Raw genomic sequence first — 22,664 nt, forward strand, 5'->3', positions numbered from 1 at the left:
TTCACTTCACGGTGTATCGATGGCCCGGCCGCGCCCTTTGTGGGATTGTCCGGCGCCCTCGAATCAATTCCTCCCCGCTTGCCGACGAGACCCGATGGACATGGACCTCAAAGACTTCATGGAGTTCGTGCAGACCACCGCACGCAGCGTCGGGGCGGAAATCTCCTCACCCTGGTTCTACCTGCAATTCGGCCTCATCCTGGCCGCCGCCGGCATCGCCTATGCCGCGGAGGCCGCCATTCGCAGCCGTGTCGACCTGACCTCGCTGGCGATGCGCTGGCCGCTGCCGCTCCGGCATTTCGTCCGGGTCATGGTCGCCAGCGCCTCGACGGCGGTGTTCACGCTGCTCGTGATCGTCTCGCGCGTGGTGATGTATCACGCGACCTGGCCGAGCCGCTCCTATCTCCTGATGGTCGCAGCCAAACTTGGTTTCGCATGGCTGGTGATCCGGCTCGTGACCTCGGTGCTGCGCAACGCCTTCATCGTCAAGCTGGTGTCGATCACGGCCTGGTTCGTCGCCGCGCTCTCCATCGTCGGCCAGCTCGATGCGACGGTCGACCTGTTGGATTCCTTCGCGATCGTGCTCGGTGGCCTCAGGCTGACCCCGCTCCTGGCGCTCAAGGCCGGCGCGCTGCTGCTGATCGCACTCTGGCTCACCAACATCGCCAGCAATTTCGCCGAGAGCCGGATCAATTCGACCACCGACCTGACGCCGTCGGTGCAGGTATTGCTGGTCAAGATCATCCGCATCGGGCTGCTCACGGTCGCCATCGTGATCGCGCTCGGCGCGGTCGGAATCGACCTGTCGGCGCTCGCGGTGTTCTCCGGCGCGGTCGGCGTCGGCATCGGTATCGGCCTGCAGAAGATCGTCGCCAATTTCATCTCGGGCATCATCCTGCTCGCCGACAAATCGGTGAAGCCCGGCGACCTCGTCACCATCGGCGACAATACCGGCCGCATCAGTGCGATGAAGACGCGCTATATTTCCGTCGCTGCCGGAGACGGGCGCGAATTCCTGGTCCCGAACGAGGATCTGGTGACGCAGAAGGTCGTCAACTGGACCTATACCGACAAGAACACGCTGGTGAAGATCGCCTTCGGTACCAATTACGACGCCGACCCGAAGCTGGTTTGTACGCTCGCCGCCGAGACCGCCGCCGCTCATCCGCGCGCGCAGAAGGGCAAGCCGCCGACCTGTCTCCTGACCGAGTTCGCGGAAGCCGGGATGAAGTTCTCGCTGACCTTCTGGATCGCCGACCCCGACGGCATGGACAAGGTCAAGAGCGACGTGATGCTGGAGCTGTGGGACGCCTTCAAGCGCGAGGGTATCCGGGTTCCCTATCCCGTCCGCGAAATCCGCATCCGCGGCGGCGCCCTGCCGGTGGAAACCGCCGTGGAAGTCCCGAATTAGGTCACTTTCACCCCCCAAGCAGGCCCCTCGGCTTGCATGAAGGCTGCCAATCATTAAATTGGGGCCTGAAATCAAGCCTTTCCACCGATATCGAGATCAGCCCGAGAAGACCTGACACGCATGAGCTACGTCGACGCCACCGAGACCTCCCTGCGCAAGACCGGACAGATCAAGTTGCACGGGCCTGCCGCCTTTGCCGGCATGCGCAAGGCGGGCGCGCTGGTGGCCAGGTGCCTCGACGAGCTCACCGACATCGTCGGGCCCGGCGTGCCGACCTCCAGAATCGACGAGTTCGTCCGCGACTTCGCCTTCAGCCATGGCGCCTACCCGGCGACGCTGATGTATCGCGGCTACCGCTACTCGACCTGCACCTCGCTCAACCACGTGGTCTGCCACGGCATGCCAGGCGACCGTCCGCTGAAGGAGGGTGACATCGTCAACATCGACGTCACCTTCATCGTCGACGGCTGGTATGGCGATTCCAGCCGGATGTATGCGATCGGCCCGATCGCCCGCAAGGCCGAGCGGCTGATCGAGGTGACCTATGAAGCCATGATGCGCGGCATCGCCGCGGTGAAGCCGGGCGCCACCACCGGCGACATCGGCCATGCCATTCAGAGCTTCGTCGAGCCGCAGGGCATGAGCGTGGTGCGCGATTTCTGCGGCCATGGTCTGGGCCGCATGTTCCACGACGAGCCGAACATCATCCATATCGGCCGGCCCGGCGAGGGCGTGCAGCTCAAGCCCGGCATGTTCTTCACCATCGAGCCGATGATCAATCTCGGCAAGCCGCATGTGAAGATCCTGTCCGACGGCTGGACCGCGGTCACCCGCGACCGCTCGCTGTCGGCACAGTTCGAGCACTCCGTCGGCGTGACGGCAACGGGCGTGGAGATTTTCACGCTGTCGGCGCGGCACGGCGAGAAGCAGATCGGGTGAGCTAGGCCCCCGTCCTCGTCTGACGCGCGACTTTCTCCCGCAATTGACGGTTGCAAAAGCGCTGGCCCCCGGCAATGCTGGCGGCCGATGCCCGCCAAGCCTGACCACGACAAGAGCAAGCCTGACGACGCGCCGCACTATCTCGGCCATCGCGAGCGGCTGCGCGAGCGCTTCTACAGCGCGGGCGCGGATGCGCTGAGCGATTACGAGCTGCTGGAGATGGCGCTGTTTGCCGCGCTGCCTCGGCGCGACACCAAGCCGCTGGCGAAGACGCTGATCAAGACCTTCGGCTCGTTCGCCGAGGTCGTCCATGCCCCGGTGGCGCGCTTGCGCGAGGTCGACGGGGTCGGCGAGTCCGCGATCAACCAGCTCAAGCTGATCGCAGCTGCCGCCCATCGCGTCGCCAAGGGCGAGGTTAACAGCCGCAACGCGCTGTCATCCTGGAACGAGGTGATCGCCTATTGCCGCACCAGCATGGCGTTTGCCGACAAGGAGCAATTCCGCCTGCTGTTCCTGGACAAGCGCAACCAGCTGATCGCCGACGAGGTGCAGCAGACCGGCACGGTCGACCACACCCCGGTCTACCCGCGCGAGGTGATCAAGCGCGCGCTCGAGCTGTCCGCGACCGCGCTGATCCTGGTGCACAACCACCCCTCAGGCGATCCCTCGCCCTCGCAGGCCGACATCCAGATGACCAAGGCGATCATCGACATCGCAAAACCGCTCGGGATTGCCGTGCATGATCACATCATCGTTGGTAAGAGCGGGCATGCGAGCCTGCGCGGGATGCGGTTGATCTAGGCCAAATCAGAACGCCTGGCTCTTGGCGGCTTTCAAATGGTCTTCCGCGGCTGTGAAGCCGGCGAATGCCTTGAGCGTCAGGGCGGTCGGTTGCGGTTTCCATTCGGCAACCATTTTCTCGGCCTTCTCGAGCTCAGGCTTGGACAACATGGAAGCCATTTCGTTCACGTTCTTGGCCGGCACCTTCGCGAGTTTGAAATAGGCATACGACAGTGACAGATCTCTCGGCGTTCCCTTTCCGGCCGAATAGGCGCGGGACAGGCCGAACAGGGCCTCGGGAAGCCCCTGATCGCCCGCCAGCTTCCACCATTTCAGCGCTTCTTCCGAATTGCCTTGCCGGTCATACATGAGCGCGACGTCGTGCTGGGCGCGCGCATAGCCGCATTGGCGGCAACGAGCTTGTATTTCAGTGCTTGGTCCGCGTCGGTTGCGATGACGCCTGCGCCTTGCCCGTCATAATAACAGCCGAGCTTGTAGGCTCCGAGCGGATCGTTGGCGGCGGCCGATTTCTGAAACCATTCGAATGCCTGGCTGCGATCCTGCTGTGTGCCGATGCCGTTATTGTGCATCATGCCGACATGATATTGCGCCTCCGCATCTCCGCGATTGGCCAACGCGACCATCGCATTGAAGGTGCGGGTGTCATTCGCGCCGGCCGGCATCGCGAACAGCAGAAGGCCCAAAAAGGCCAGGGCAACGGATTTCATGTCAAAGCCCGATTGAGATTGAGCCATTCCGTCTTAGGTCGCTCGAGACGGACGAAAAGTTCGAAATTCAACAAATTCCGAAATCAGCGATCTCGCCTGTCGGAATCGGCGCAAGGCACCGCGCTGCGATCGAAGGTGACGGCTTAGAATATGGATGAGGCGCGAGGGACGTCGACAGTCTCCACAGCGTCATGGCCGGGCCTGTCCCGGCCATCCACGCCTGGCTACGCGGCCCAAAGAAAGTGGATGCCCGGGACAAGCCCGGGCATGACGACCTCTTGTAAATCTTCATATGCGATTGCGGGTGAGGGCCGGAGAGCCCCCTGTTTACCGACGCCCTACTGCCGCAGCATGATCAGGGGATCGGCGGTGTCGGGGACGCGGCGCCACTGCGCGTGGTCGTCGGCCTCGAACTGCCAGGCTTCGCCTGATTTCGACATCAGGATGATCTGGCCGCGCTCGAGGCGCCATTGCGTCGGGTTGAACTGCGCAATCGCCGCGTCGCATCTCGGCTTGAGGAAAACCTGGAAATTGTCCGAATCCGCTTCGGTGTTGGTCAGCGTCAGCCCGCAGATCGGCTGGCCCTTGCCGCGCACCATCGACCAGTCACCGATCATCTGGTCCATTGACTTCGCCATCGAGCGCGCGGCGGCGAGATCCTGCAGGATGTAGACGCCCTCGCCCTGGCGCAGGCCCTCGAAGATGCCGGCCTCGACCTCGGTGAAGTCGATCACGGCTTCGCCGGTCGCATCCTGCAGGCGCACGATGTCGAGGCCCCTCACGCTCCAGGCCACGATGTCCTTGGTGAAGGGCAGCGCGGTCTTGCAGGACGGCTCCAGCTCCAGCTTGAAACCCTGGCCTGCGGCGTCAGCCTTCAGCGTGACGACGCAGGTCTTGCTGCGCTCGGTGGTCGAGAGCTCCCACTGTCCGGGCATCTGCTTCTTCAGGCTCGCCGCATCCTGCGCATGCGCGATGCCGATCGCGGCCAAAAGGGCCGCGACGGCGCCGATCGCGGCCAAGGAGGCCGCGACGGCGAATGCGAGAACCCGAAGAACTCTCATCAGCGCCCCTTGACCGGCGTTTCCGCAACCGGGGTCAGCGGTGCCTTGCCGGCGAACCAAGCCTTGAGATTGTCGACCACGAGCTGGTCCATGGCGTTGCGCGTCACCACCGAGGCCGAGCCGATATGCGGCAGCAGCACGACGTTCTGCATGGTCTTGAGCTCGTCGGGCACGTTCGGCTCGGCCGCGAACACGTCGAGCCCGGCGGCGAGAATGGTGCCGGATTTCAGCGCCTGGATCAGCGCGGGCTCGTCGATCACCGAGCCGCGGGCGACGTTGACCAGCACGCCGCGCGGACCGAGCGCCTTGAGCACCTCGGCATTGATCATCTTGTTGGTGCTGGCACCGCCGGGCACGATCACAACAAGCGTGTCGACCGCCTTCGCCATCTCGATCAGATCAGGGTAGTGCTTGTACGAGACGTCCTTGGAGGCGTTGCGGGAATGGTAGACCACCGGCACCAGCGAGGCGTCGAGCCGGCGCGCGATGGCTTGGCCGATCCGGCCCATGCCGACGATGCCGACCTTGCGGTCGCGCAGCGAGCCGACGCTGAGCGGATAGTTCTGGGTCTGCCAGAGCCCGGAGCGGACATAGCGGTCGGCCTTGATGAACTCGCGCAAGGTGGAGATCAGAAGGCCCATCGCGACGTCGGCAACCTCCTCGGTCAAGACGTCGGGCGTGTTGGTGACGACGATGCCGTGCTCGGCCGCATATTTGGCGTCGATGTGGTCGTAGCCGACGCCGAAGCTCGCCACCATCTCCAGCTTCGGCAGCTGCGACAGCGAATCCTTGTCCGCGCGCACGGTGTGGTAGGTCACCGCGACGCCGCGGATCTTGTCGCGGACCGCCGGCGTCAGCCGCTCGAGATCGCCGCGCGTCTCGGCCTTGTGGACGACGAAATGATCGGAAAACCCGTTCTCGAGGATCGGCCGCACCGGCCCATAGATCAGAAGGTCGATCTTTTCGGACGAAATCGAACCGGCAGCCATCAGTTTTCCTTTCCAAGCGCGCTCTCATGCCAGCGCCGTAAAACGAGGTGGGAAACTAGCGCCAGCACCCCATAGATGACAATCCCGGCCAGCGACAACAGAAGCAGCGCGGCAAACATGCGGGGTATGTTCAAGCGATAGCCTGACTCGGCGATCCTGTAGGCGAGCCCGGAGCCGGCGCCGGCCGTTCCGGCCGCGATCTCGGCCACGACCGCGCCGATCAGCGACAGGCCGCCGGCGATGCGCAGGCCCCCGAGAATGTAGGGCAGCGCCGCCGGCAGCTTGAGGAAGCGCAGGGTTTGCGACTTCGACGCGCCATAGAGCTGGAACAGGCCGGCGAGGTTGCGGTCCACCGAGTTCAGCCCGAGCGTGGTGTTCGACAGCACCGGGAAAAAGGCGACGATGAAGGCGCAGACGACCACCGCGGTCTGCTGCTCCAGATAGATCAGCAAGAGCGGCGCGATCGCGATGACAGGCGTCACCTGGAGCACGATGGCATAGGGGAACAGCGAATATTCCACCCATTTCGACTGGTTGAACAGCAGCGCCAGCGCGATGCCGCCGATGCTGGCGGCGACAAAACCTTCGAGCGTGGTGACAAGCGTGGTCGCCAGCGATTGTGACAGCACCGCCCAGTCCTTGATCAGCGTCAGCACGATGACGGAGGGAGCCGGCAGCACGTAGGGCGGGATCTCCCTGATGCGGACCACGAGTTCCCAGGCAAGGAGGCCGGCTGCGAAGACGATGACGGGCAGCACAAAGCGCATCGCGCGTTGCGCGCCGGACGACTTTGCGGGCACGGGAGCTTGCGCGTTCATAGCGTCGACTGCCCTGAATAGGACGGGGCCAGCGCGGCCGACACGCGTCGGCAATAATCGGAATAGGCCGTCGAGGTGCGAAACTCCTCGGCCCGCGGCTCGACCGTCTCGATACGGATGTCGGCCTGGATGCGGCCGGGGCGCGCCGTCATGACGACGACACGCTGCGACAGATAGACGGACTCGAACACCGAATGGGTGACGAAGATGACGGTCTTGCGTAAGCGTCGCCACAGCGCGAGCAGATCGTTGTTGAGGCGGAAGCGCGTGATCTCGTCGAGCGCGGCGAACGGCTCGTCCATCAGGAGGATATCGGGATCGGTGACGAGCGCACGGGCCAGCGACACCCGCATCTTCATGCCGCCGGAGAGCTCGCGCGGAAAGGCATCGGCGAAATCGGCGAGGCCGACGCTGGCGAGCGCCGCGTCGGCACGCGCGCGCCCTTCCGCCTTCGGCACGCCGCCGAGCTTCAGCGGCAGGCGCACGTTCTCGCGGACGTTGGCCCAGGGCATCAGGGTCGGCTCCTGGAACACGAAGCCGATGCCGTGGCCCGGCTGCGGCACGCCCTCGTGCCGTGCCACCCGCACGGTGCCCGACGACGGCGCGCCGAGCTCGGCGATCAGCCGCAACACCGTCGACTTGCCGCAGCCGGAGGGGCCCAGCAGCGATATGAACTCGCCCTTGCGGACGGCAAGGTCGAACGGGCCGAGCGCCATCACGCCGTTGTCGTAAGTTTTCGTCACGCCGCGCAGGCTGACGGCGAGATGCGTCAGGCTGGCCTCGACGGCGGGCGATGGATTGCGCTCTACCATTGAGAGCGGGCTGCCGCGTTTCGGCCGCTCTTCACCTCTCCCCGACGGGGAGAGGTCGGCGCGTAGCGCCGGGTGAGGGGGAAGAGGTCCAACGAGAGAGCGTAACCCCTCACCCGCATCGCATCTTGTGATGCGATGCGACCTCTCCCTTCGGGAGAGGTGGGCCCCAGCCGCACCGGCGCGCCTGACCTCAACATCAGTTACGGCTTGTTCGGGCGCAGCTCGACGCCGACGCCCTTGTTGACGAAGCGCAGCGTGTAGGATTTGCGGTAGTCGAGATCCGCCTTCACGACCCCGGCCTTGACCATCTTGTTGAAGAAGGAGGCGTAGCGCTCGTCGCTCATCGCGCCGATGCCGTTCTTCAAGCTGTCACCGGAATCGACGATGCCGTGCTCCTTCATCTTGGCGACGGAATAGGCCAGGAGATCGTCGGTCATCTCCGGGTTGAGCTGCTTGATCAGGGCGTTGCCGGCGGAATTGTCCCGGTAGAGGTAGTTGTACCAGCCGATCATGGAGGCATCGACGAAGCGCTGCACGAGGTCGGGCTTCTTCTCGACAATCTCGCGGCGGGTTTCGATCAGCGTCGAATAGGTGTTGAAGCCGTGATCGGCGAGCAGCAGCACATTGGGCTTGAAGCCGGCGGCCTTCTCCACCGCGAACGGCTCGGAGGTCACGTAACCCTGCATCGCGCTCTTCGGGTTCGCGATGAAGGGCTGCGGATTGAAATTATAGGGGCGGACGTTCTTGTCGCTGAAGCCGTATTCCGATTTCAGCCACTGGAAGTAGCTGGTCATGCCTTCCTTGGAGACGAACAGCGTCAGCGGCTTGAGGTCCTCGATCTTGGCGACCTTGGCGTCGGGCTGCGTCAGCATCACCTGCGGATCCTTCTGGAACACCGCGGCGATGGTAATGACGGGAACGTTGTTGGCAACGGCGTCGAACGACATCAGCGTGTTCGCGGCCATGAAGAAATCGATCTTGCCGGCGATCAGCAGCATCCGGTTGTTCTCGTTCGGGCCGCCGGGGACGATGGTGACGTCGAGGCCGTATTTCTTGTAGGTGCCGTCGGCGACCGCCTGGAAGAAGCCGCCATGCTCAGCCTCGGCGACCCAGTTGGTGCCGAAGGTGACCTTGTCGAGCGTTTGGGCGCGCGCCGGTGCAAAAGAGGCGAGAGCGGCCAACAAGCCCGCAACTAACGCTCGCCGCAGATGAAAGGGGGTCATATTGGCACTCCGTCGATCGTGGCTGGCCCAATCGCGTCTGGTCCGGGTGAAGGCAACGCGATAGAACCGCATGACATCAGGGGATGCGGGCCGCCCGGGCCCGCATCCCCTCATACCGCAAATTACGTGACAAATTCGGGCAAGGAAACCTCGATGACGCCCCCCCGCGACTGGATCGACATCGACTGGGCTGATGCGAGCCCGGGCGAGGTGTCGCGCTGGATCGCGGTGCTGCCGCTGGCGGCAACCGAGCAGCACGGTCCGCATCTGCCGCTGACGACGGACGTGCTAATCGCGGACGCCTATCTGGCACGTGTGCGCCAGCTGTTGCCCGCCAGCGTTGCGGCGAGCTTCCTCCCGGTCGAGCGGGTCGGGATTTCCACCGAGCATATCGACTATCCCGGCACGCAGACGCTGCCGACTGAAATTGCGCTGAGAAAATGGACAGCGATCGGCGCGGACGTTGCACGCCGCGGCGTGAGGAAGCTCGTCATCGTCACCAGCCATGGCGGCAACAGCGCGGCGATGATGCTGGTTGCGCAGGATCTGCGTGCGCATCACAAGCTGTTCGTGGTGACGACGTCGTGGTCGCGGCTCTCGGGCGCGGACAAATTGTTCCCGGCCGATGAAGTGCGGCACGGCATTCACGGCGGCGCGGTCGAGACCTCGATCATGCTGGCGCGCTATCCGGATCAGGTGCGCAAGGATGCGATCGCCGATTTTCCCGCGAGCAGCATCGCGATCGAGCAGCAGTATCGCTGGCTGTCGACGCAGCGGCCGGCGCCGTTCGCCTGGCAGGCGCAGGATCTCAACGCCAGCGGTGCCGTCGGCAACGCGACGCTGGCTGACCCCGCGAAGGGCGAGCAGCTGCTCGATCAGGGCGCGACGGCGTTCTGCGAGCTGCTGGCGGAGGTCGATAACTTCGACGTGAACAGGCTCGCCAAGGGCCCCCTCGGCTAGGGGGCATCTTCCTGGATTCATTCAGGAAAGATCGAGCTTTGGCGAGCACATTTGCGGTCTTCGAACCGGACGCGAGGAGCCTCCGTCCAACTGGGCACGCGGGCCACAACGGACCGCCTCAACCCCGGATGGAGTTTCACATGTCGATCAAGACCAAGATTGCCGCCGCAGCTCTCGCTGCTCTCGCCGTGACCGGCAGCATCGCGTCCACCACCTCCTCGGCCGAAGCCAAGCAACCCGCCTGGGTCTATGGTGTGGGCGCCGGCATCGCCACCGCCGCCGTCGTCGGCTCCGCGATCGCCGCCACGCACGACCCCTATTATCACGGCTATCGCCGCTGCGGCTGGGTCGCGCAGTACAACGCCTTCGGCCAGTACGTCGGCCGCGTTCGTACCTGCTACTGATTTGAGTACCTGAGGCCGATCTCACGTGGATCCTGCGTCCGACACGGGCGCCTCATCCACCCCGTGTCGTGCCCCCGACCCCGCCCGGCTGTCCCCCCGGGCGGGGTCATTCGTGTTGCGGCCAGAACAGCCCATGATAAGTCGGACGGCCCTTCCGATTGCACGTTCCGCGTGTCAGGATACGAATGGGTGGCTGGAGAGCGAGCGTGATTTGGCGGATCTCAATTGGATCGATCCTGATTGGGATCGTGACATCGACACAAGCATGTCCCGAGCCGGCCTCACAGCCGCTAACGGCGACCCAGGGCCACAGTCGCCCCGCCGTGGACCTCGAGCTCGTCATCGCAGTCGACGTTTCCTACTCAATGGAGCCGGATGACTTGGCAGCCCAACGCGAAGGCTATGCCAAGGCCATTTGTCTCGGAGGAGTTTCCCGAGTGGTGCGAGCCGGTCCTGCCGGCAAGATCGCGCTGACCTATTTCGAATGGTCGTCGACCAGCGACCAGAAAATAATCGTTCCCTGGAGACAGATCGACGGGCCGGGAGCGGCTGAGGCGGTCGCAACTGAAATCACCAATGCACCGATCCGCCGCGGTTCCCGCACCTCGATTTCAAGTGCAATTAAGTTCGCCGCGTCGCTGTTCGAGCAAAACCCCTACCGTGGTCCGCGCCGTATCATCGACGTCTCGGGCGATGGTCCCAACAGCAACGGCGATCCGGTCACCTCAGCACGCGACACAGCGTTGCAGCAGGGCATCGTCATCACCGGCCTGCCGGTCATGACCAACGCGACACCCGCTGCTCCGACAGACTTTCAGCATATCGACCATATCGATTGGTACTATGAGGATTGCGTGATCGGTGGCCCGGGTTCCTTTGTTGTGCCGATCACCCATCGCGAAAATTTCCAAGAGGCGATCCGGACCAAGCTGGCTCTCGAGGTGGCCGGCCTCACGCCGGATCAATCGCCGGCGCCCTCTAGGGACAAGGAGCCGCGCGTTCTCTGCACGATCGGCGAGAAACTCTGGCAGGAGCGCTGGGGCGCGATCGCACCGGCGAGCAATGGTCCGGCGATGAGCAAACCGGCGGCGAGCAGTCCGTCCAGCAAGGAAGACGCGCTGCTCGACAAGAAGATCAAGGGCATCTGCCGCGGCTGCTAGATGCTTCCGCGGGCGGGGGACCGACCCGTCGCCCCTCCCATCCGTGCCGGATAGGTCCTCCGCCGAGGCCGGACTCTGCTTGAGCTGTCCAGGTTGCCGGCCGAGAAGAGGCGTTGTTGCACCCACGTCACACAGTGGTGCGAACTCTCTCTACGACAACGCACGGCAGTTGCTCTTGCGAATTATTCGCAATAAGGCTTGTCGAAGATTCAGGAACTTGGGACGAAGTCGAGGCCAATCAGGACCATCCTGCCATTCGCCTCGAGCGCGGAGACCTGGTGACAGAATCGCCGCGACACGGCAGGGATATCGCGGCAGGTGAGACACATTCGCGTTTGGGGGCGTGCGTTTTGGCGTTGAGAGGTCACAGACACCGGTGCTTGCGAACGGCCGCGGCGATCGCCACGGGCGTGCTTGCCCTTCCCGCGGCCAGCCGCGCGGCCGATCTGCCGCTGAAGGCGCCAGCCTTGAGAGCGGTCTATGACTGGACCGGCCTCTATATCGGCGCGCATGCCGGCTACAGCCACGGCTCGTCGCGCTTCGCGCTGAACGACGGTACCGCCATCAGCGACAGCGGCGTCTTCAGCGGCATGATCGGCGGCGTGCAGGCGGGCTACAATCACCGCCTCAACTCCGGCTGGCTGGTCGGCGTCGAAGGCGATTTTACGTTTCCCAACTACATCACGTCGAACTCGATCGTCTCGTTCCTGGCAACGCCCGCCAACACCGTCACCCAGCAATGGGACTACGCCGCGAGCGTGCGCGGCCGCGTCGGCTACACCAGCGGTCCCTGGCTCATCTACGCCACTGGCGGCTTCGCCTGGATGGGCGAGCGCTATTTCGACGCGCCGGCCTCCGGCGCCGAAATCCCGAAGATCCTGAACACGCGGCCCGGCTGGGTCGCCGGCGCAGGCGTCGAATACGGCTTCGCGCCACATTGGAGCGCGCGGCTCGAATATCTCTACAGCCGCTTCGACGGCGCCAACGTCGCCTTCTCCACGGGCGCGCAGTACACCTCCTCGTCGCTCGACTTCCAGCAGGTCAGGCTCGGCCTCAACCGCAAGGTCGATTGGCCGGGCCTGCCGAGCTACAATCCGAACAGCTCCTTGATCGACACGGAATCGGATCGCTGGGAGATTCACGGCCAGACCACCTATCTGCCGCAGGGCTATCCATCCTTTCCCGCGCTCTATACCGGGCCGAACTCGCTGTCGCCGTCGCGGCAGGCCAAAGCGACGTGGAGCAACAGCCTGTTCCTGAACGCGCGGCTGTGGGACGGCGGCGAGGTCTATTACAATCCCGAATTGCTGCAGGGATTTGGCCTGAACGACACGGTCGGTGCGGCCGGCTTCCCGAACGGCGAAGCGCAGAAGTCGAACTTCCCCTATCCGCATTACAACACCTCGCGCCTGTTCGTGCGCCAGACCTTCGGCTTCGGCGGCGAGCAGGAGGAGCTTGCGAGCGGTCAGCTCCAACTCGGCCAGAAGGTCGACGTGTCGCGCCTCACGATTCAGGCCGGCAAATTCCCGGTGGTCGACGTGTTCGACGGCAATGCCTACGCCAAGGACACGCGCCGGGATTTTATGAACTGGTCGATCTGGGCGCCCGGCGCCTTCGACTATTCCGCCGACAAGGTCGGCCTCACCTACGGCGTCACCGCCGAGCTCAACCAGAAGCAATGGGCACTGCGCGGCGGCTATTTCCTGATGGTTGCCGAGTCCAACGCCAATCACTTCGACACCAGGGTTGGGGAGCGCGGTCAATATTTGCTCGAGCTCGAGACGCGCTTCTCGCTGTTCGGCCGGCCGGGCAAGCTCAGGACCATCGGCTGGCTCGATAGCGCCAACATGGGCAGCTTCCGCGAGACGCTGGACAATCCCGCGCTCAATCTCGACATCGCGCAGACCCGCCGCGGCCGCCTGAAGTACGGCTACGTGCTCAACCTCGAGCAGGCGATCACCGACGATGTCGGCCTGTTCGGCCGCTGGAGCTGGAACGACGGCAAGACAGAAACGCTGGCCTTCACCGACATTCATCGCAGCCTGTCCGGTGGCGTTTCGATCAAGGGCACGACTTGGGGCCGACCCGACGACGTGATCGGCGTCGGCGGCGCGATCAACGCGATCTCACAGGATTACCGCGACTTCCTCGCCGCCGGCGGCCTCGGCGTGCTGGTCGGCGACGGCGCGCTGAACTACCGCAAGGAACGTATCCTCGAAACCTATTACGCCTACGCGGTGAACAAGAGCATCACCCTCACCGCCGACTACCAGCTCATCGTCAACCCCGCCTACAATGCCGACCGCGGACCGATATCGGTGTTTTCGGGGCGGCTGCACGGGGAGTTCTGAGCTGCGGCTCAGAACAGGAGCGCAACGCCCGAGACGAACAGCAGCGCCAGCACGATCTTGCGGAACGTGGCCTCGTCGATCCGGCCGAACAGCTTCAGCCCGAGCCACGTTCCGGCGAACAGAAAGGGCAGACCGAGCGCGAACAGCTTCGCCGTGTCTGATGTGAGCGATCCCTTGGCACCGAGCCAGAACGCCGCCATGGCGAATACCACGACGGCGACCGGCTGGAACGTGGCGCGCTGCGCGTCCCTGGGCAGGCCGCGCAAATTGCACCAGATGGTGACGACGATGCCCGCAAGACCGGTGAGGCCGCCGAGCAGTCCGTTGACGAAACCGACCGTCACGTCGGCGGTCGGCGGCATGGCGGCCGCGAGCTTGAGCTGCGGCCGGAAGAATGCATAGAGGCTGTAGGCGATCAGGATAGCACCGACCGCGATGCGAACGCTCTTCGGATCGGCCCAGGTCAGGAGCGACACCCCCGCCGGCACACCGATGATTGCACCGACGATGAACGGCCACAGCCGGTGCCAGTCGAGCGCGCTGCGCAGCTTCCAGACCGAATAGCCCTGCACCAGAAGGCCGAAGCCGACGATCAGGCTGGCACTCTGAAGCGGCGTCAGCACGTAAAGCCACAACGATGCCGCGACCAGGCCGAAGGCGAAGCCGGAGAGGCCCGCGACGAACGCGCCGGCGAAGGTGGCCAACAAAAACAGCGGAAGCTCGATTGCGATCCCGTCCATTGCTCGCTCCATGGATAAGCGAGCAGCGCTTGCGTGGGATCACCACTTCACGGGGAGGCTGCGACATCCCCGGGATGCAAGTCTAGGTGAAGCGGCCTTCTTGCACAATGACCTTGTTATGCCACGCGGATCGCGTCGAGGAATTTCCCGACCTCGGTCTTGAGCCGGCTGCTCTCGCCGGACAGCGACCTTGCCGATGCGAGCACGTTGGAGGAGGCCGATCCGGTTTGGCTCGCGCCGCGCTGCACGTCGACGATGCTGGCGGAGACCTGCTGGGTGCCGCGCGCGGCCTGCTGCACATTGCGTGAGATCTCGCGCGTCGCTGCGCCCTGCTCCTCGACCGCCGCGGCGATGGCGGACGCGATCTCGGACATGCGGGAGATGGTGTCGCCGATCGACTTGATGGCGCCGACGGAGTCCTCCGTCGCCGTCTGGATGCCCGAGATCTGCTGGCTGATCTCGCCGGTGGCCTTGGCGGTCTGCTCGGCCAGCGCCTTGACCTCGGACGCGACGACGGCGAAGCCGCGACCGGCCTCGCCGGCGCGCGCCGCCTCGATGGTGGCGTTGAGCGCCAGAAGGTTGGTCTGGCCGGCGATCTGGCTGATGAGCTCGACGACGTCGCCGATCCGCCCCGCAGCCCTGGCGAGCTCGCCGACATGCTCGTTGGTCCGCCCGGCCTGCTGCACGGCCTCGCCGGCGATGCGCGCGGAATCCTGAACCTGACGGCTGATCTCGTCGACCGACGAGGCCATCTCCTCCGCCGCGGCGGCAACGGTCTGCACGTTGGTGGAGGCCTGCTCGGATGCGGCGGCAACGGTCGCCGTGACCTTTTCGGATTGCTCGGCCGTGCTCGTCAGCGTTCCCGCGGAGGCTTCCAGCTCCGAGGATGCCGACGAGACGGTGTTGATGACGTCGCCGATCATGGCTTCGAACTCCCGCGCGATCTGATCCATGCGCTGGCTGCGCTTCAGCTTCGCTTCCGCTTCGATCGCGGCCGCCTCGTCGGCGGACTTCTTGGCGAGCAGCGAATCCTTGAAATGCTGGAGCGAGCCTGCGACCTGGCCGATCTCGTCGCTGCGGCCCGTCGCGGGAATCTCGACCTCGTGCTGCCCGGCGGCGAGCGCGCCGATCACGTCGGCGATCCGGCCGAGCGGCGTCACCACGCGCCTGCGCAGCATGATGGTCACGCCACCGAGCGTGCCGAGCAGGGCCAGCACGGCGACGCCGGCGAGCGCGAGCATCGCCAGCGCGCCGTCGCGCGCGGCCGAGGCGCGCTCGGCGGCTTCCGCCAGCGCAGCGTCGCGCACGCCGTAGAACATCTGGATGGCCGGCACGATGACCTTCGCCAGCTCATCGGCGGTGCCGGCGTACTTACCGTCAGTCCGTGCTGCAGGAATCTCCTTGTCCACGGCAACTGCGGCTTTTCCAAAATAGGATTCCGTCGCCGCCTTCAGCGCGGTGGCGATCCGGACGGGATTTTCGAGCTGTTCGAGACCGGCCTCGATGCGCTCGCGATCGACCTCCACGCGCCCCTGCATGCGATCCATCAGCGACAGTTCGGCCGCGGTGAGCGGACGGCGCGCGGAGAGCGCAGGCGACAGCGTGGCCGCGCGGCTGCCGGCCGAAACGCGCAGATCCTGCGCCGTCCGCGCCAGGTTCAACAGCGCCGCAAGCGAGGAATCGGCGTTGATCACCTTTGCCTCGAGCTTGTTCATGACGGGTTCGAGATTGGCGAGGACCTCGGCAACGCCGGGCAGGAAGCCCTTTGTCGCGGCGCCGTCGCGCGCCGCCAGCGGAACGCTCATCGCGCGACCGGCCGCGGTGGTGATTTCCTTCAGCCGCCGCGCGGCACGGTCGAGATTCTCGGCGATGGCGCCGCCGCCGTCCAGCACCATGACGGAGCGCCTTGCGGCCTCGAAGCCCTCCTCGGCCGTTTTCGCGGCCTTCGCGGCAGCTTCGAGCTGCGCCTGCGTTGCAGCGCCTTCCTGGAAGATCGGTCCGATATAGGGAGCGCGAAGGCTGGCGACGTGCTGGCTGGCCATCAGCGTCGCGCCAAATGCCTCCACCGTCCTGATCGCATCGGAGCGATTGGTGAAGATGCGCGTCTGCGGTATCAGCACCTCGGCGCCGAGGATGACTGCAAACACCGTCACCGTCAGCATCGACAGCGCGAAAAGCTTTCCGATCCGCATCCTCAGGTCCCCCGGGTCTATTCTTGCAAGCGCAAAAGCTAGCGGGCGGCCACTAAGGGCTCGTTAGGCAACGATCCGTAGTTCCGCGGGGTGTCAAGGCGTCGCGGACGCCTTTGGGAACGCCGTCGCGCACGGGTTCCCTTTCGGCGATGAATAAGCAGAATCGCCAGCACTTCCGCACTGAATACCTATATCAGTGGCTTGCCGGCATCCCGGCCACACTTGCTTACCTCCGGAACGTCAATGCTTTCGCTCGAACTCGCCATCGTCGTCGTCCTGATCGTCATCAACGGCCTGCTCTCCATGTCGGAGCTGGCCGTGGTGTCATCACGCCCAGCGCGGCTGTCGCTGCTCGCGGCCAAGGGCGTGCGCGGCGCCGAGCGAGCGCTGACGCTGGCGGCCGATCCCGGCAAGTTCCTCTCGACGGTGCAGATCGGCATCACGCTGGTCGGCGTGCTCTCCGGCGCGTTCTCGGGCGCGACGCTCGGGCAGCGGCTGACGCAATGGCTGCTCGAGCTCGGCCTGTCGCCAGGCATTGCCGACATCGTCGGCGTCGGCATCGTGGTCACGCTCATCACCTACGGCACCCTGATCGTCGGCGAGCTGGTGCCGAAGCAGGTGGCGCTGCGCGACCCCGAGAGCATCGCGGTGCGGGTCGCGCCGGCGATGCACGCGCTTGCGAAAATATCGCTGCCGCTCGTGTTTCTGCTCGACGTCTCCGGCAAGCTGATCCTCACGCTGCTCGGCCGCGGCGGCAAGGCCGAGGAGAAAGTCTCGGAGGACGAGATCCATCACCTCGTCAGCGAGGCCGAGAGCGCAGGCGTGCTCGAGCCCGGCGAGAAGGAGATGATCGCCGGCGTGATGCGGCTGGGCGACCGGCCGGTCGGCGCGGTCATGACGCCGCGCACCGAGGTCGACGAGATCGACCTGAACGACGATCCCGCCGCCATCCAGGACATCATCGCCAAGAGCCCGCATTCGCGCTTTCCCGTGTCCGACGGCGACCGCGACAAGCCGATCGGCGTGCTGCAGGCCAAGGACCTGCTGATCGCCTATATGAACGAACGCAATCCGGACCTGCGCGCGCTCGTGCGCGAGGCGCCCGGCATCCCGGTGTCGGCAGATGCGCGCGACGTGCTGACCATCCTGAAAGCGGCCCCGGTTCACGTCGGGCTCGTCTACGACGAATACGGCGCCTTCGAAGGCATGGTGACCGCCGCCGACATCCTCTACTCGATCGTCGGCGCCTTTCATTCCGAGGAGGGACCGCCCGAGCCGGCCTTCGTCAGGCGCGACGACGATTCGCTGCTGATCTCCGGCTGGATGCCGGTCGACGAGTTCGGCGAACTGCTCGGCATCAAGCTGCCGCCGCATCGCTACAACACGGTCGCAGGCCTCGTGCTGCAACAATTCAACATGCTGCCCAATGTCGGCGATGCCTTCGATTTCGGCGGCTGGCACATCGAGGTGGTCGATCTCGACGGGCGAAGGATCGACAAGATATTGGCGAGCCGATTGACTGAGGTCGAGACGGGGTGAATTTAGCAAGCCGCAAAGTTAGCTGTCGTCCCGGACAAGCGCGCCTCAAGCGCGCGCCGATCCGGGATCCATAACCAGGGAGGGGTTTGGCGAAGACTCGCAGTTTGGTATTGCCACCAGCCGCACTCGCGAGATCACGCGGTATGGGTCCCGGATCTGCGCTCGCGCTTGTCCGGGACGACAGCTGAGTTGTGGCTCGAGTTCGCGTCACTCGCAGAACCCTACCCAAACCTGACCCCGATCCGCTTTTCCTTGCGCCAGACCACCGTGCAGGCGCGATGCGTGCCGTCGGCCTGGACGAACAGGGTGAAATGATCGGGAATGCCGACGGGGCTGGCAACGTCGAGTGCGGCGCCGGTATCGGAGAGATTGCGGACGGTGCAGTCGATCGCGCCGCCGCCGAACTCGATCGTCCCGGCCTTCAGCACGCGATGTCGGGCCTTGTCGCGTCGCTCGTCCATGGGCCGAATCTACACCCAAAGTTGAACCAGCCGTTAAACCCTACCCTCCGCTCTCGGCAATTTGAGGTCCCTGGCCGACGGCAGCCGCAGCCCGCATCTTACAACGCCGGCTGGAACGTCTCGGCGCGCGCCATCTGCCAGGCGTCGCGGAAGCGCGGGTCTTCCGTGCCTTCGAGCAGCTCGCCCGGACGCAGCGCCGGATAGAGCTGCGCGAACGACTTCACCTGGGTCGTCGACGTCCGTTGGCTGAAATGGATCGGCCGCAGCTGCTGCGGATGTTCGAGCCCTGCCGCGGCGATCAGCTCGGTCAGCGAGTGCAGCGTGGCATGGTGATAATTGTGCACGCGGTCGATCTTGAGCGGCACGTAGAGCGCGCGCGCCCGCGTCGGATCCTGCGTCGCCACGCCGGTCGGGCAGCGGTCGGTGTGGCAGCTCAACGACTGGATGCAGCCGAGCGAGAACATGAAGCCGCGCGCCGAATTGCACCAATCGGCGCCGATCGCCATGGCGCGCGCCATGTCGAAGGCGGTCGCGATCTTGCCGGAGGCGCCGATCTTGATGCGGTCGCGCGCATTGATGCCGACCAGCGCGTTGTGGACGAAATTGACGCCCTCGCGCATCGGCATGCCCAGATGATCCATGAACTCAAGCGGCGCCGCGCCGGTGCCGCCCTCATTGCCGTCGACGACGATGAAATCGGGATAGATTCCGGTCTGAAGCATCGCCTTGCAGATCGCCAGGAACTCCCAGGGATGGCCGATGCAGAGCTTGAAGCCGGCCGGCTTGCCGCCCGAAAGGCGGCGCATCTCGGCGATGAACTGCATCATGCCCACGGGCGTCGAGAAGGCGCGGTGCGAGGCCGGCGAGATGCAGTCCTCGCCCATGGCGACGCCGCGGATCTTGGAGATCTCCTCGGAGACCTTGGCCGCCGGCAGCACGCCGCCATGGCCTGGCTTGGCACCCTGGCTGACCTTGAGCTCGACCATCTTGATCTGGTCGTCGCCGGCGACGCGCGCGAACGCTTCGGGATCGAAGCTGCCGTCGAGATGACGGCAGCCGAAATAGCCCGAGCCGATCTCCCAGATGATGTCGCCGCCCATCTCGCGGTGATAGGGGCTGACGCCGCCCTCGCCGGTGTCGTGCGCGAAACCGCCCTTCCTGGCGCCGGCATTCAATGCCCGCACCGCATTCGGGCTGAGCGCGCCGAAGCTCATCGCCGAGATATTGAACACCGAGGCCGAATAGGGCTTTGCGCAGTCCGGCCCACCGATCACCACACGGAATTTCTCCGTGGCATGCGCCTTCGGCGAGACCGAGTGATGCATCCACTCGTAGCCCTCGCGATAGACGTCCTCCTGGGTGCCGAAAGGACGCTTGTCGAGCTCCATCTTGGCGCGCTGATAGACCACCGCGCGGGTGTCGCGCGAGAACGGCATGCCGTCCTTCTCGCTCTCGAAGAAATATTGCCGCATCTCGGGGCGAATCTCTTCGAGCAGGAAGCGGATATGCGCCGAAATCGGGTAGTTGCGCAGCACCGCGTGGCTCTTCTGCAGAAGATCGCGGACGCCGAGCAGGGTCAGCGCGCCGAAGATGAGGATCGGAATCAGCAGGATGTCGAAGATCTTGCCGTCGGAGATGCCGATGCCGATCAGGAGCGCGGTGACCACCGCGCAGATCGTCAGCACGATGAAGCGCGGCGAGAAGGGCAGCAGCAGGGTTTCCATGATCCCCTCCTCCGCCAGCGGCAGGCGTTTCGGGGATGCATGCGTCTTGTTGTCGTCGGCCACGATTCCGATCCTCTCGCCAGCAGAAGGCGTCACGATACGCCCGCGCCTGTCATACGGATATGACGCCGCCCTTGTTTCAGGCTAGCGAATTCGGCCGAGACAAATCAATCAGCCGGATGGACGGATTTTGCGGTGCAGCAGAGGGAGGAGGCGACAGCCGCCACTGAAACTCAGTTGCCGTCCCGGGCAAGCGTCAGCGCAGACCCGGGATCCATAACCACGGGATTACGTGGTCAGAGAAAGCTGTCACTCCGAGCCGTAACCACGTCCTGTGGCTATGGGTCCCGGATCGGCGCGCGCTTGGGGCGCGCTTGTCCGGGACGACGAGTGAGTGTGGCGCGCGATCGCGCCACTTCCTCAGCAAAATCAGCGCTCGACGAAGGCCTTTTCGATCACGAAATGGCCGGGCTTGTTGCCGCTTCCTTCGACGAAGTCGCGGCTCTCGAACATCTGCTTCAGCTCTTCCAGCATCGCCGGGCTGCCGCACATCATGATGCGGTCGGTTGCGATGTCGAGCGGGCCCTGCCCGATGTCGTTGAAGATCTGCTCGGAGCTGATGAGGTCGGTGATGCGGCCGCGATTCCGGAACGGCTCGCGGGTCACGGTCGGATAATAGAGGAGCTTATCCGCGAGCAGCTCGCCGAACAGCTCATCCTCGCGCAGGGTCGCGACCAGCTTCTCGCCATAGGCGAGCTCGGAGACCTGGCGGCAGCCATGCACCAGCACGATGGACTCGAACTGGTCGTAGACCTCGGGGTCCTTGATCAGGCTCGCGAAGGGCGCAAGGCCGGTGCCGGTCGAGAGCAGCATCAGCCGCTTGCCGGGAAGCAGGTTATCGGTGATCAGCGTGCCGGTCGCCTTGCGGCCGACCAGGATGGTATCGCCTTCCTTGATCTTCTGCAGGCGCGAGGTCAGCGGGCCGTCCTGCACCTTGATCGAGAAGAACTCGAGCTCTTCCTCGTGGTTGGCGCTCGCCATGCTGTAGGCCCGCAGCAGCGGCCGACCATCGACCTCGAGGCCGATCATGGCGAACTGGCCGTTCTGGAACCGGAAGCCGGTGTCGCGGGTGGCGCGGAAGCTGAACAGCGTGTCGGTCCAGTGGTGGACGGAAAGAACCTTCTCTCGGTAAAACGCGCTCATGATTTTCGATATTCCGAATAACTGCGGTTTTAGGGCAAAAGCGTTGCCCGGCCCTGAAATCGGGCGGTCACCATTTGCCATGGCGGAGGATTTCGCGTGTGTGATCTACGCCATTGAGACCAATAATCAACCTCGTTTCGGATGCAATTGATGCCGGTCAAACTGGCATTTGCGGCAGAACTGGTCACATCATTAAGGAATCTGCTGTCTCGCACGCGAGGAGGATAATTTCTTTTCCCTGCCGGGCTTCATTGCAGCACTTAATTTCCGGCGCGCTCGCAAGAATTTCATTAAGAATAGCTCTGAATTCTCACCCGGCTTGGCGCCGGCGCCCGCATTTTTGCGGTTTTTGGCGCCAGGAACGACGAAACACCATGGCAAGCGGCGAGCGGATCTTCGTTCAGGCGATCAGGCGCTATTGCGCGGAGCGGGGCATCGCGGTCGATGTCCGCTCCGGTGGCTGGCTCATCGCGATGCGCCGGGGACCGACACGCCATTTCGCCTTCGGCTACGACATCGGCCTGAACAGCGCCATCGCCCATCGCCTCGCCAACGACAAGTCGGCCACCGCCGAGGCGCTGACGCTGGCGGCCGTGCCCTGCGTTCCGCATCGGCTGTTCCTCAACCCGAAGCTGGGCGTGCATGTCGCCGGCGCCGATTGGCGCGAGGGGATGCTGGCGCTGCTCGCCGAAAATCCGCACGGCGTGGTGGTGAAGCCGAACGAGGGAACATCGGGGCGCTCGGTCTTCAAGGTGACGACGGAGGCGGAGCTCGACCACGCCGCCGACGAGGTCTTCTCGATGAGCACGGGGCTCGTGATCTCGCCCTATGTCGCGATCGAGGAGGAGGTCCGCGTGGTCCTGCTCGATGAAATGCCGCTCGTCGTCTACAGCAAGCAGCGCGGCTCGGATTGGCGGCACAATCTCGATGCCGGCGCAAAGCCGGTGCTGCTGGAGCACGGCGCAGTCCGCGCGGCCTGCGCAAAGCTCGCGATCGATGCCGCGCGCGCCATCGGCATCGTCTTTGCTTCGATCGACGTGGTTCGGGTGAACCGCGAATGGAAGGTACTCGAGATCAATTCCGGCGTGATGATGGAGGCGCTCGGCAAGCTGCACCCGGAGCTGGTGCAGGCGACATATGACGCGGCGCTTGACCGGGTGTTTGCGTGA

General features: G+C 64.7%; 21 protein-coding genes. 9 read left to right on the forward strand and 12 right to left on the reverse strand.

The features are described 5' to 3' along the window. The first annotated feature begins 94 nt into the window (after positions 1-94). The 3 genes from ACVWYQ_RS20425 to radC all read left to right on the forward strand — a co-directional run bounded on the left by ACVWYQ_RS20425 (position 95) and on the right by radC (position 3,151). Positions 95-1,411, forward strand: coding sequence for a mechanosensitive ion channel family protein (locus ACVWYQ_RS20425; protein ID WP_271539582.1), 1,317 nt, complete (start codon positions 95-97; stop codon positions 1,409-1,411). A 120-nt stretch (positions 1,412-1,531) separates the two neighbouring features. Continuing rightward, the gene (gene map / locus ACVWYQ_RS20430; RefSeq protein WP_036014218.1) at positions 1,532-2,350 is read left to right on the forward strand and encodes a type I methionyl aminopeptidase; all 819 of its coding nucleotides are present in this window, start codon (positions 1,532-1,534) and stop codon (positions 2,348-2,350) included. An 87-nt stretch (positions 2,351-2,437) separates the two neighbouring features. Continuing rightward, on the forward strand, positions 2,438-3,151 hold the full coding sequence (gene radC, locus ACVWYQ_RS20435; RefSeq protein WP_404544410.1) for a RadC family protein: 714 nt from the start codon (positions 2,438-2,440) through the stop codon (positions 3,149-3,151). A gap of 6 nt (positions 3,152-3,157) precedes the next feature. Here the strand turns inward: radC and ACVWYQ_RS20440 are convergent, their stop codons facing one another. The 7 genes from ACVWYQ_RS20440 to ACVWYQ_RS20470 all read right to left on the reverse strand — a co-directional run bounded on the left by ACVWYQ_RS20440 (position 3,158) and on the right by ACVWYQ_RS20470 (position 8,761). Continuing rightward, positions 3,158-3,499: a hypothetical protein gene (locus ACVWYQ_RS20440; RefSeq protein WP_456726316.1), complete on the reverse strand. Its 342-nt coding sequence runs from the start codon at positions 3,497-3,499 to the stop codon at positions 3,158-3,160. Continuing rightward, a complete protein-coding gene (locus tag ACVWYQ_RS20445) occupies positions 3,463-3,885 on the reverse strand; it encodes a tetratricopeptide repeat protein (protein ID WP_456726317.1) in 423 nt (140 codons plus the stop codon). The genes ACVWYQ_RS20440 and ACVWYQ_RS20445 overlap by 37 nt, the downstream gene beginning before the upstream one ends. Positions 3,886-4,196: 311 nt before the next feature. Further along, positions 4,197-4,919 carry an AprI/Inh family metalloprotease inhibitor gene (locus ACVWYQ_RS20450; RefSeq protein WP_404544416.1) on the reverse strand — a complete coding sequence of 241 codons (723 nt, stop codon included), beginning with the start codon at positions 4,917-4,919 and terminating at the stop codon, positions 4,197-4,199. Continuing rightward, complete coding sequence (locus tag ACVWYQ_RS20455; protein ID WP_404544418.1) at positions 4,919-5,908, reverse strand: 2-hydroxyacid dehydrogenase; 990 nt, start codon at positions 5,906-5,908, stop codon at positions 4,919-4,921. Before ACVWYQ_RS20455 ends, ACVWYQ_RS20450 begins: the two co-directional genes overlap by 1 nt. Continuing rightward, positions 5,908-6,726 carry an ABC transporter permease gene (locus ACVWYQ_RS20460; RefSeq protein ID WP_157283451.1) on the reverse strand — a complete coding sequence of 273 codons (819 nt, stop codon included), beginning with the start codon at positions 6,724-6,726 and terminating at the stop codon, positions 5,908-5,910. The genes ACVWYQ_RS20455 and ACVWYQ_RS20460 overlap by 1 nt, the downstream gene beginning before the upstream one ends. After that, entirely contained in the window at positions 6,723-7,538 is an 816-nt protein-coding gene (locus ACVWYQ_RS20465; protein WP_404544422.1) for an ABC transporter ATP-binding protein, read from the reverse strand. Before ACVWYQ_RS20465 ends, ACVWYQ_RS20460 begins: the two co-directional genes overlap by 4 nt. Positions 7,539-7,738: 200 nt before the next feature. Further along, the gene (locus ACVWYQ_RS20470; protein WP_275498252.1) at positions 7,739-8,761 is read right to left on the reverse strand and encodes an ABC transporter substrate-binding protein; all 1,023 of its coding nucleotides are present in this window, start codon (positions 8,759-8,761) and stop codon (positions 7,739-7,741) included. A gap of 153 nt (positions 8,762-8,914) precedes the next feature. Here ACVWYQ_RS20470 and ACVWYQ_RS20475 point away from each other — a divergent pair, with 153 nt between their 5' ends. From ACVWYQ_RS20475 to ACVWYQ_RS20490, 4 genes are all read left to right on the forward strand, one after another. After that, complete coding sequence (locus tag ACVWYQ_RS20475; RefSeq protein WP_456726318.1) at positions 8,915-9,721, forward strand: creatininase family protein; 807 nt, start codon at positions 8,915-8,917, stop codon at positions 9,719-9,721. Between the two features lie 140 nt (positions 9,722-9,861). Beyond that, positions 9,862-10,125 carry a hypothetical protein gene (locus tag ACVWYQ_RS20480; RefSeq protein WP_456726319.1) on the forward strand — a complete coding sequence of 88 codons (264 nt, stop codon included), beginning with the start codon at positions 9,862-9,864 and terminating at the stop codon, positions 10,123-10,125. Positions 10,126-10,448: 323 nt separating this feature from the next. Further along, complete coding sequence (locus ACVWYQ_RS20485; RefSeq protein WP_456726320.1) at positions 10,449-11,285, forward strand: DUF1194 domain-containing protein; 837 nt, start codon at positions 10,449-10,451, stop codon at positions 11,283-11,285. Between the two features lie 380 nt (positions 11,286-11,665). Next, a complete protein-coding gene (locus tag ACVWYQ_RS20490; protein WP_456726321.1) occupies positions 11,666-13,636 on the forward strand; it encodes a carbohydrate porin in 1,971 nt (656 codons plus the stop codon). A gap of 8 nt (positions 13,637-13,644) precedes the next feature. Here the strand turns inward: ACVWYQ_RS20490 and ACVWYQ_RS20495 are convergent, their stop codons facing one another. After that, positions 13,645-14,376, reverse strand: coding sequence for a sulfite exporter TauE/SafE family protein (locus ACVWYQ_RS20495; protein WP_271539606.1), 732 nt, complete (start codon positions 14,374-14,376; stop codon positions 13,645-13,647). A 116-nt stretch (positions 14,377-14,492) separates the two neighbouring features. Further along, complete coding sequence (locus ACVWYQ_RS20500; RefSeq protein ID WP_271539608.1) at positions 14,493-16,568, reverse strand: methyl-accepting chemotaxis protein; 2,076 nt, start codon at positions 16,566-16,568, stop codon at positions 14,493-14,495. A 243-nt stretch (positions 16,569-16,811) separates the two neighbouring features. Between ACVWYQ_RS20500 and ACVWYQ_RS20505 the strand changes: the two genes are divergently transcribed. Next, complete coding sequence (locus tag ACVWYQ_RS20505; RefSeq protein ID WP_157285827.1) at positions 16,812-18,107, forward strand: hemolysin family protein; 1,296 nt, start codon at positions 16,812-16,814, stop codon at positions 18,105-18,107. Between the two features lie 221 nt (positions 18,108-18,328). Here the strand turns inward: ACVWYQ_RS20505 and ACVWYQ_RS20510 are convergent, their stop codons facing one another. The 3 genes from ACVWYQ_RS20510 to ACVWYQ_RS20520 all read right to left on the reverse strand — a co-directional run bounded on the left by ACVWYQ_RS20510 (position 18,329) and on the right by ACVWYQ_RS20520 (position 21,495). Continuing rightward, positions 18,329-18,568, reverse strand: coding sequence for a PilZ domain-containing protein (locus ACVWYQ_RS20510; protein WP_271539610.1), 240 nt, complete (start codon positions 18,566-18,568; stop codon positions 18,329-18,331). Positions 18,569-18,666: 98 nt separating this feature from the next. Beyond that, positions 18,667-20,355 (reverse strand): FMN-binding glutamate synthase family protein, encoded by a 1,689-nt coding sequence (locus ACVWYQ_RS20515; protein WP_404544432.1) that lies wholly within the window; start codon positions 20,353-20,355, stop codon positions 18,667-18,669. Positions 20,356-20,721: 366 nt separating this feature from the next. Next, positions 20,722-21,495 (reverse strand): ferredoxin--NADP reductase, encoded by a 774-nt coding sequence (locus ACVWYQ_RS20520; protein WP_404544433.1) that lies wholly within the window; start codon positions 21,493-21,495, stop codon positions 20,722-20,724. A gap of 374 nt (positions 21,496-21,869) precedes the next feature. On the opposite strand from ACVWYQ_RS20520, the gene ACVWYQ_RS20525 reads away from it, so the two are divergent. Further along, complete coding sequence (locus ACVWYQ_RS20525) at positions 21,870-22,664, forward strand: ATP-grasp domain-containing protein (protein ID WP_404544435.1); 795 nt, start codon at positions 21,870-21,872, stop codon at positions 22,662-22,664.

Source organism: Bradyrhizobium sp. USDA 3397 (assembly GCF_054060965.1).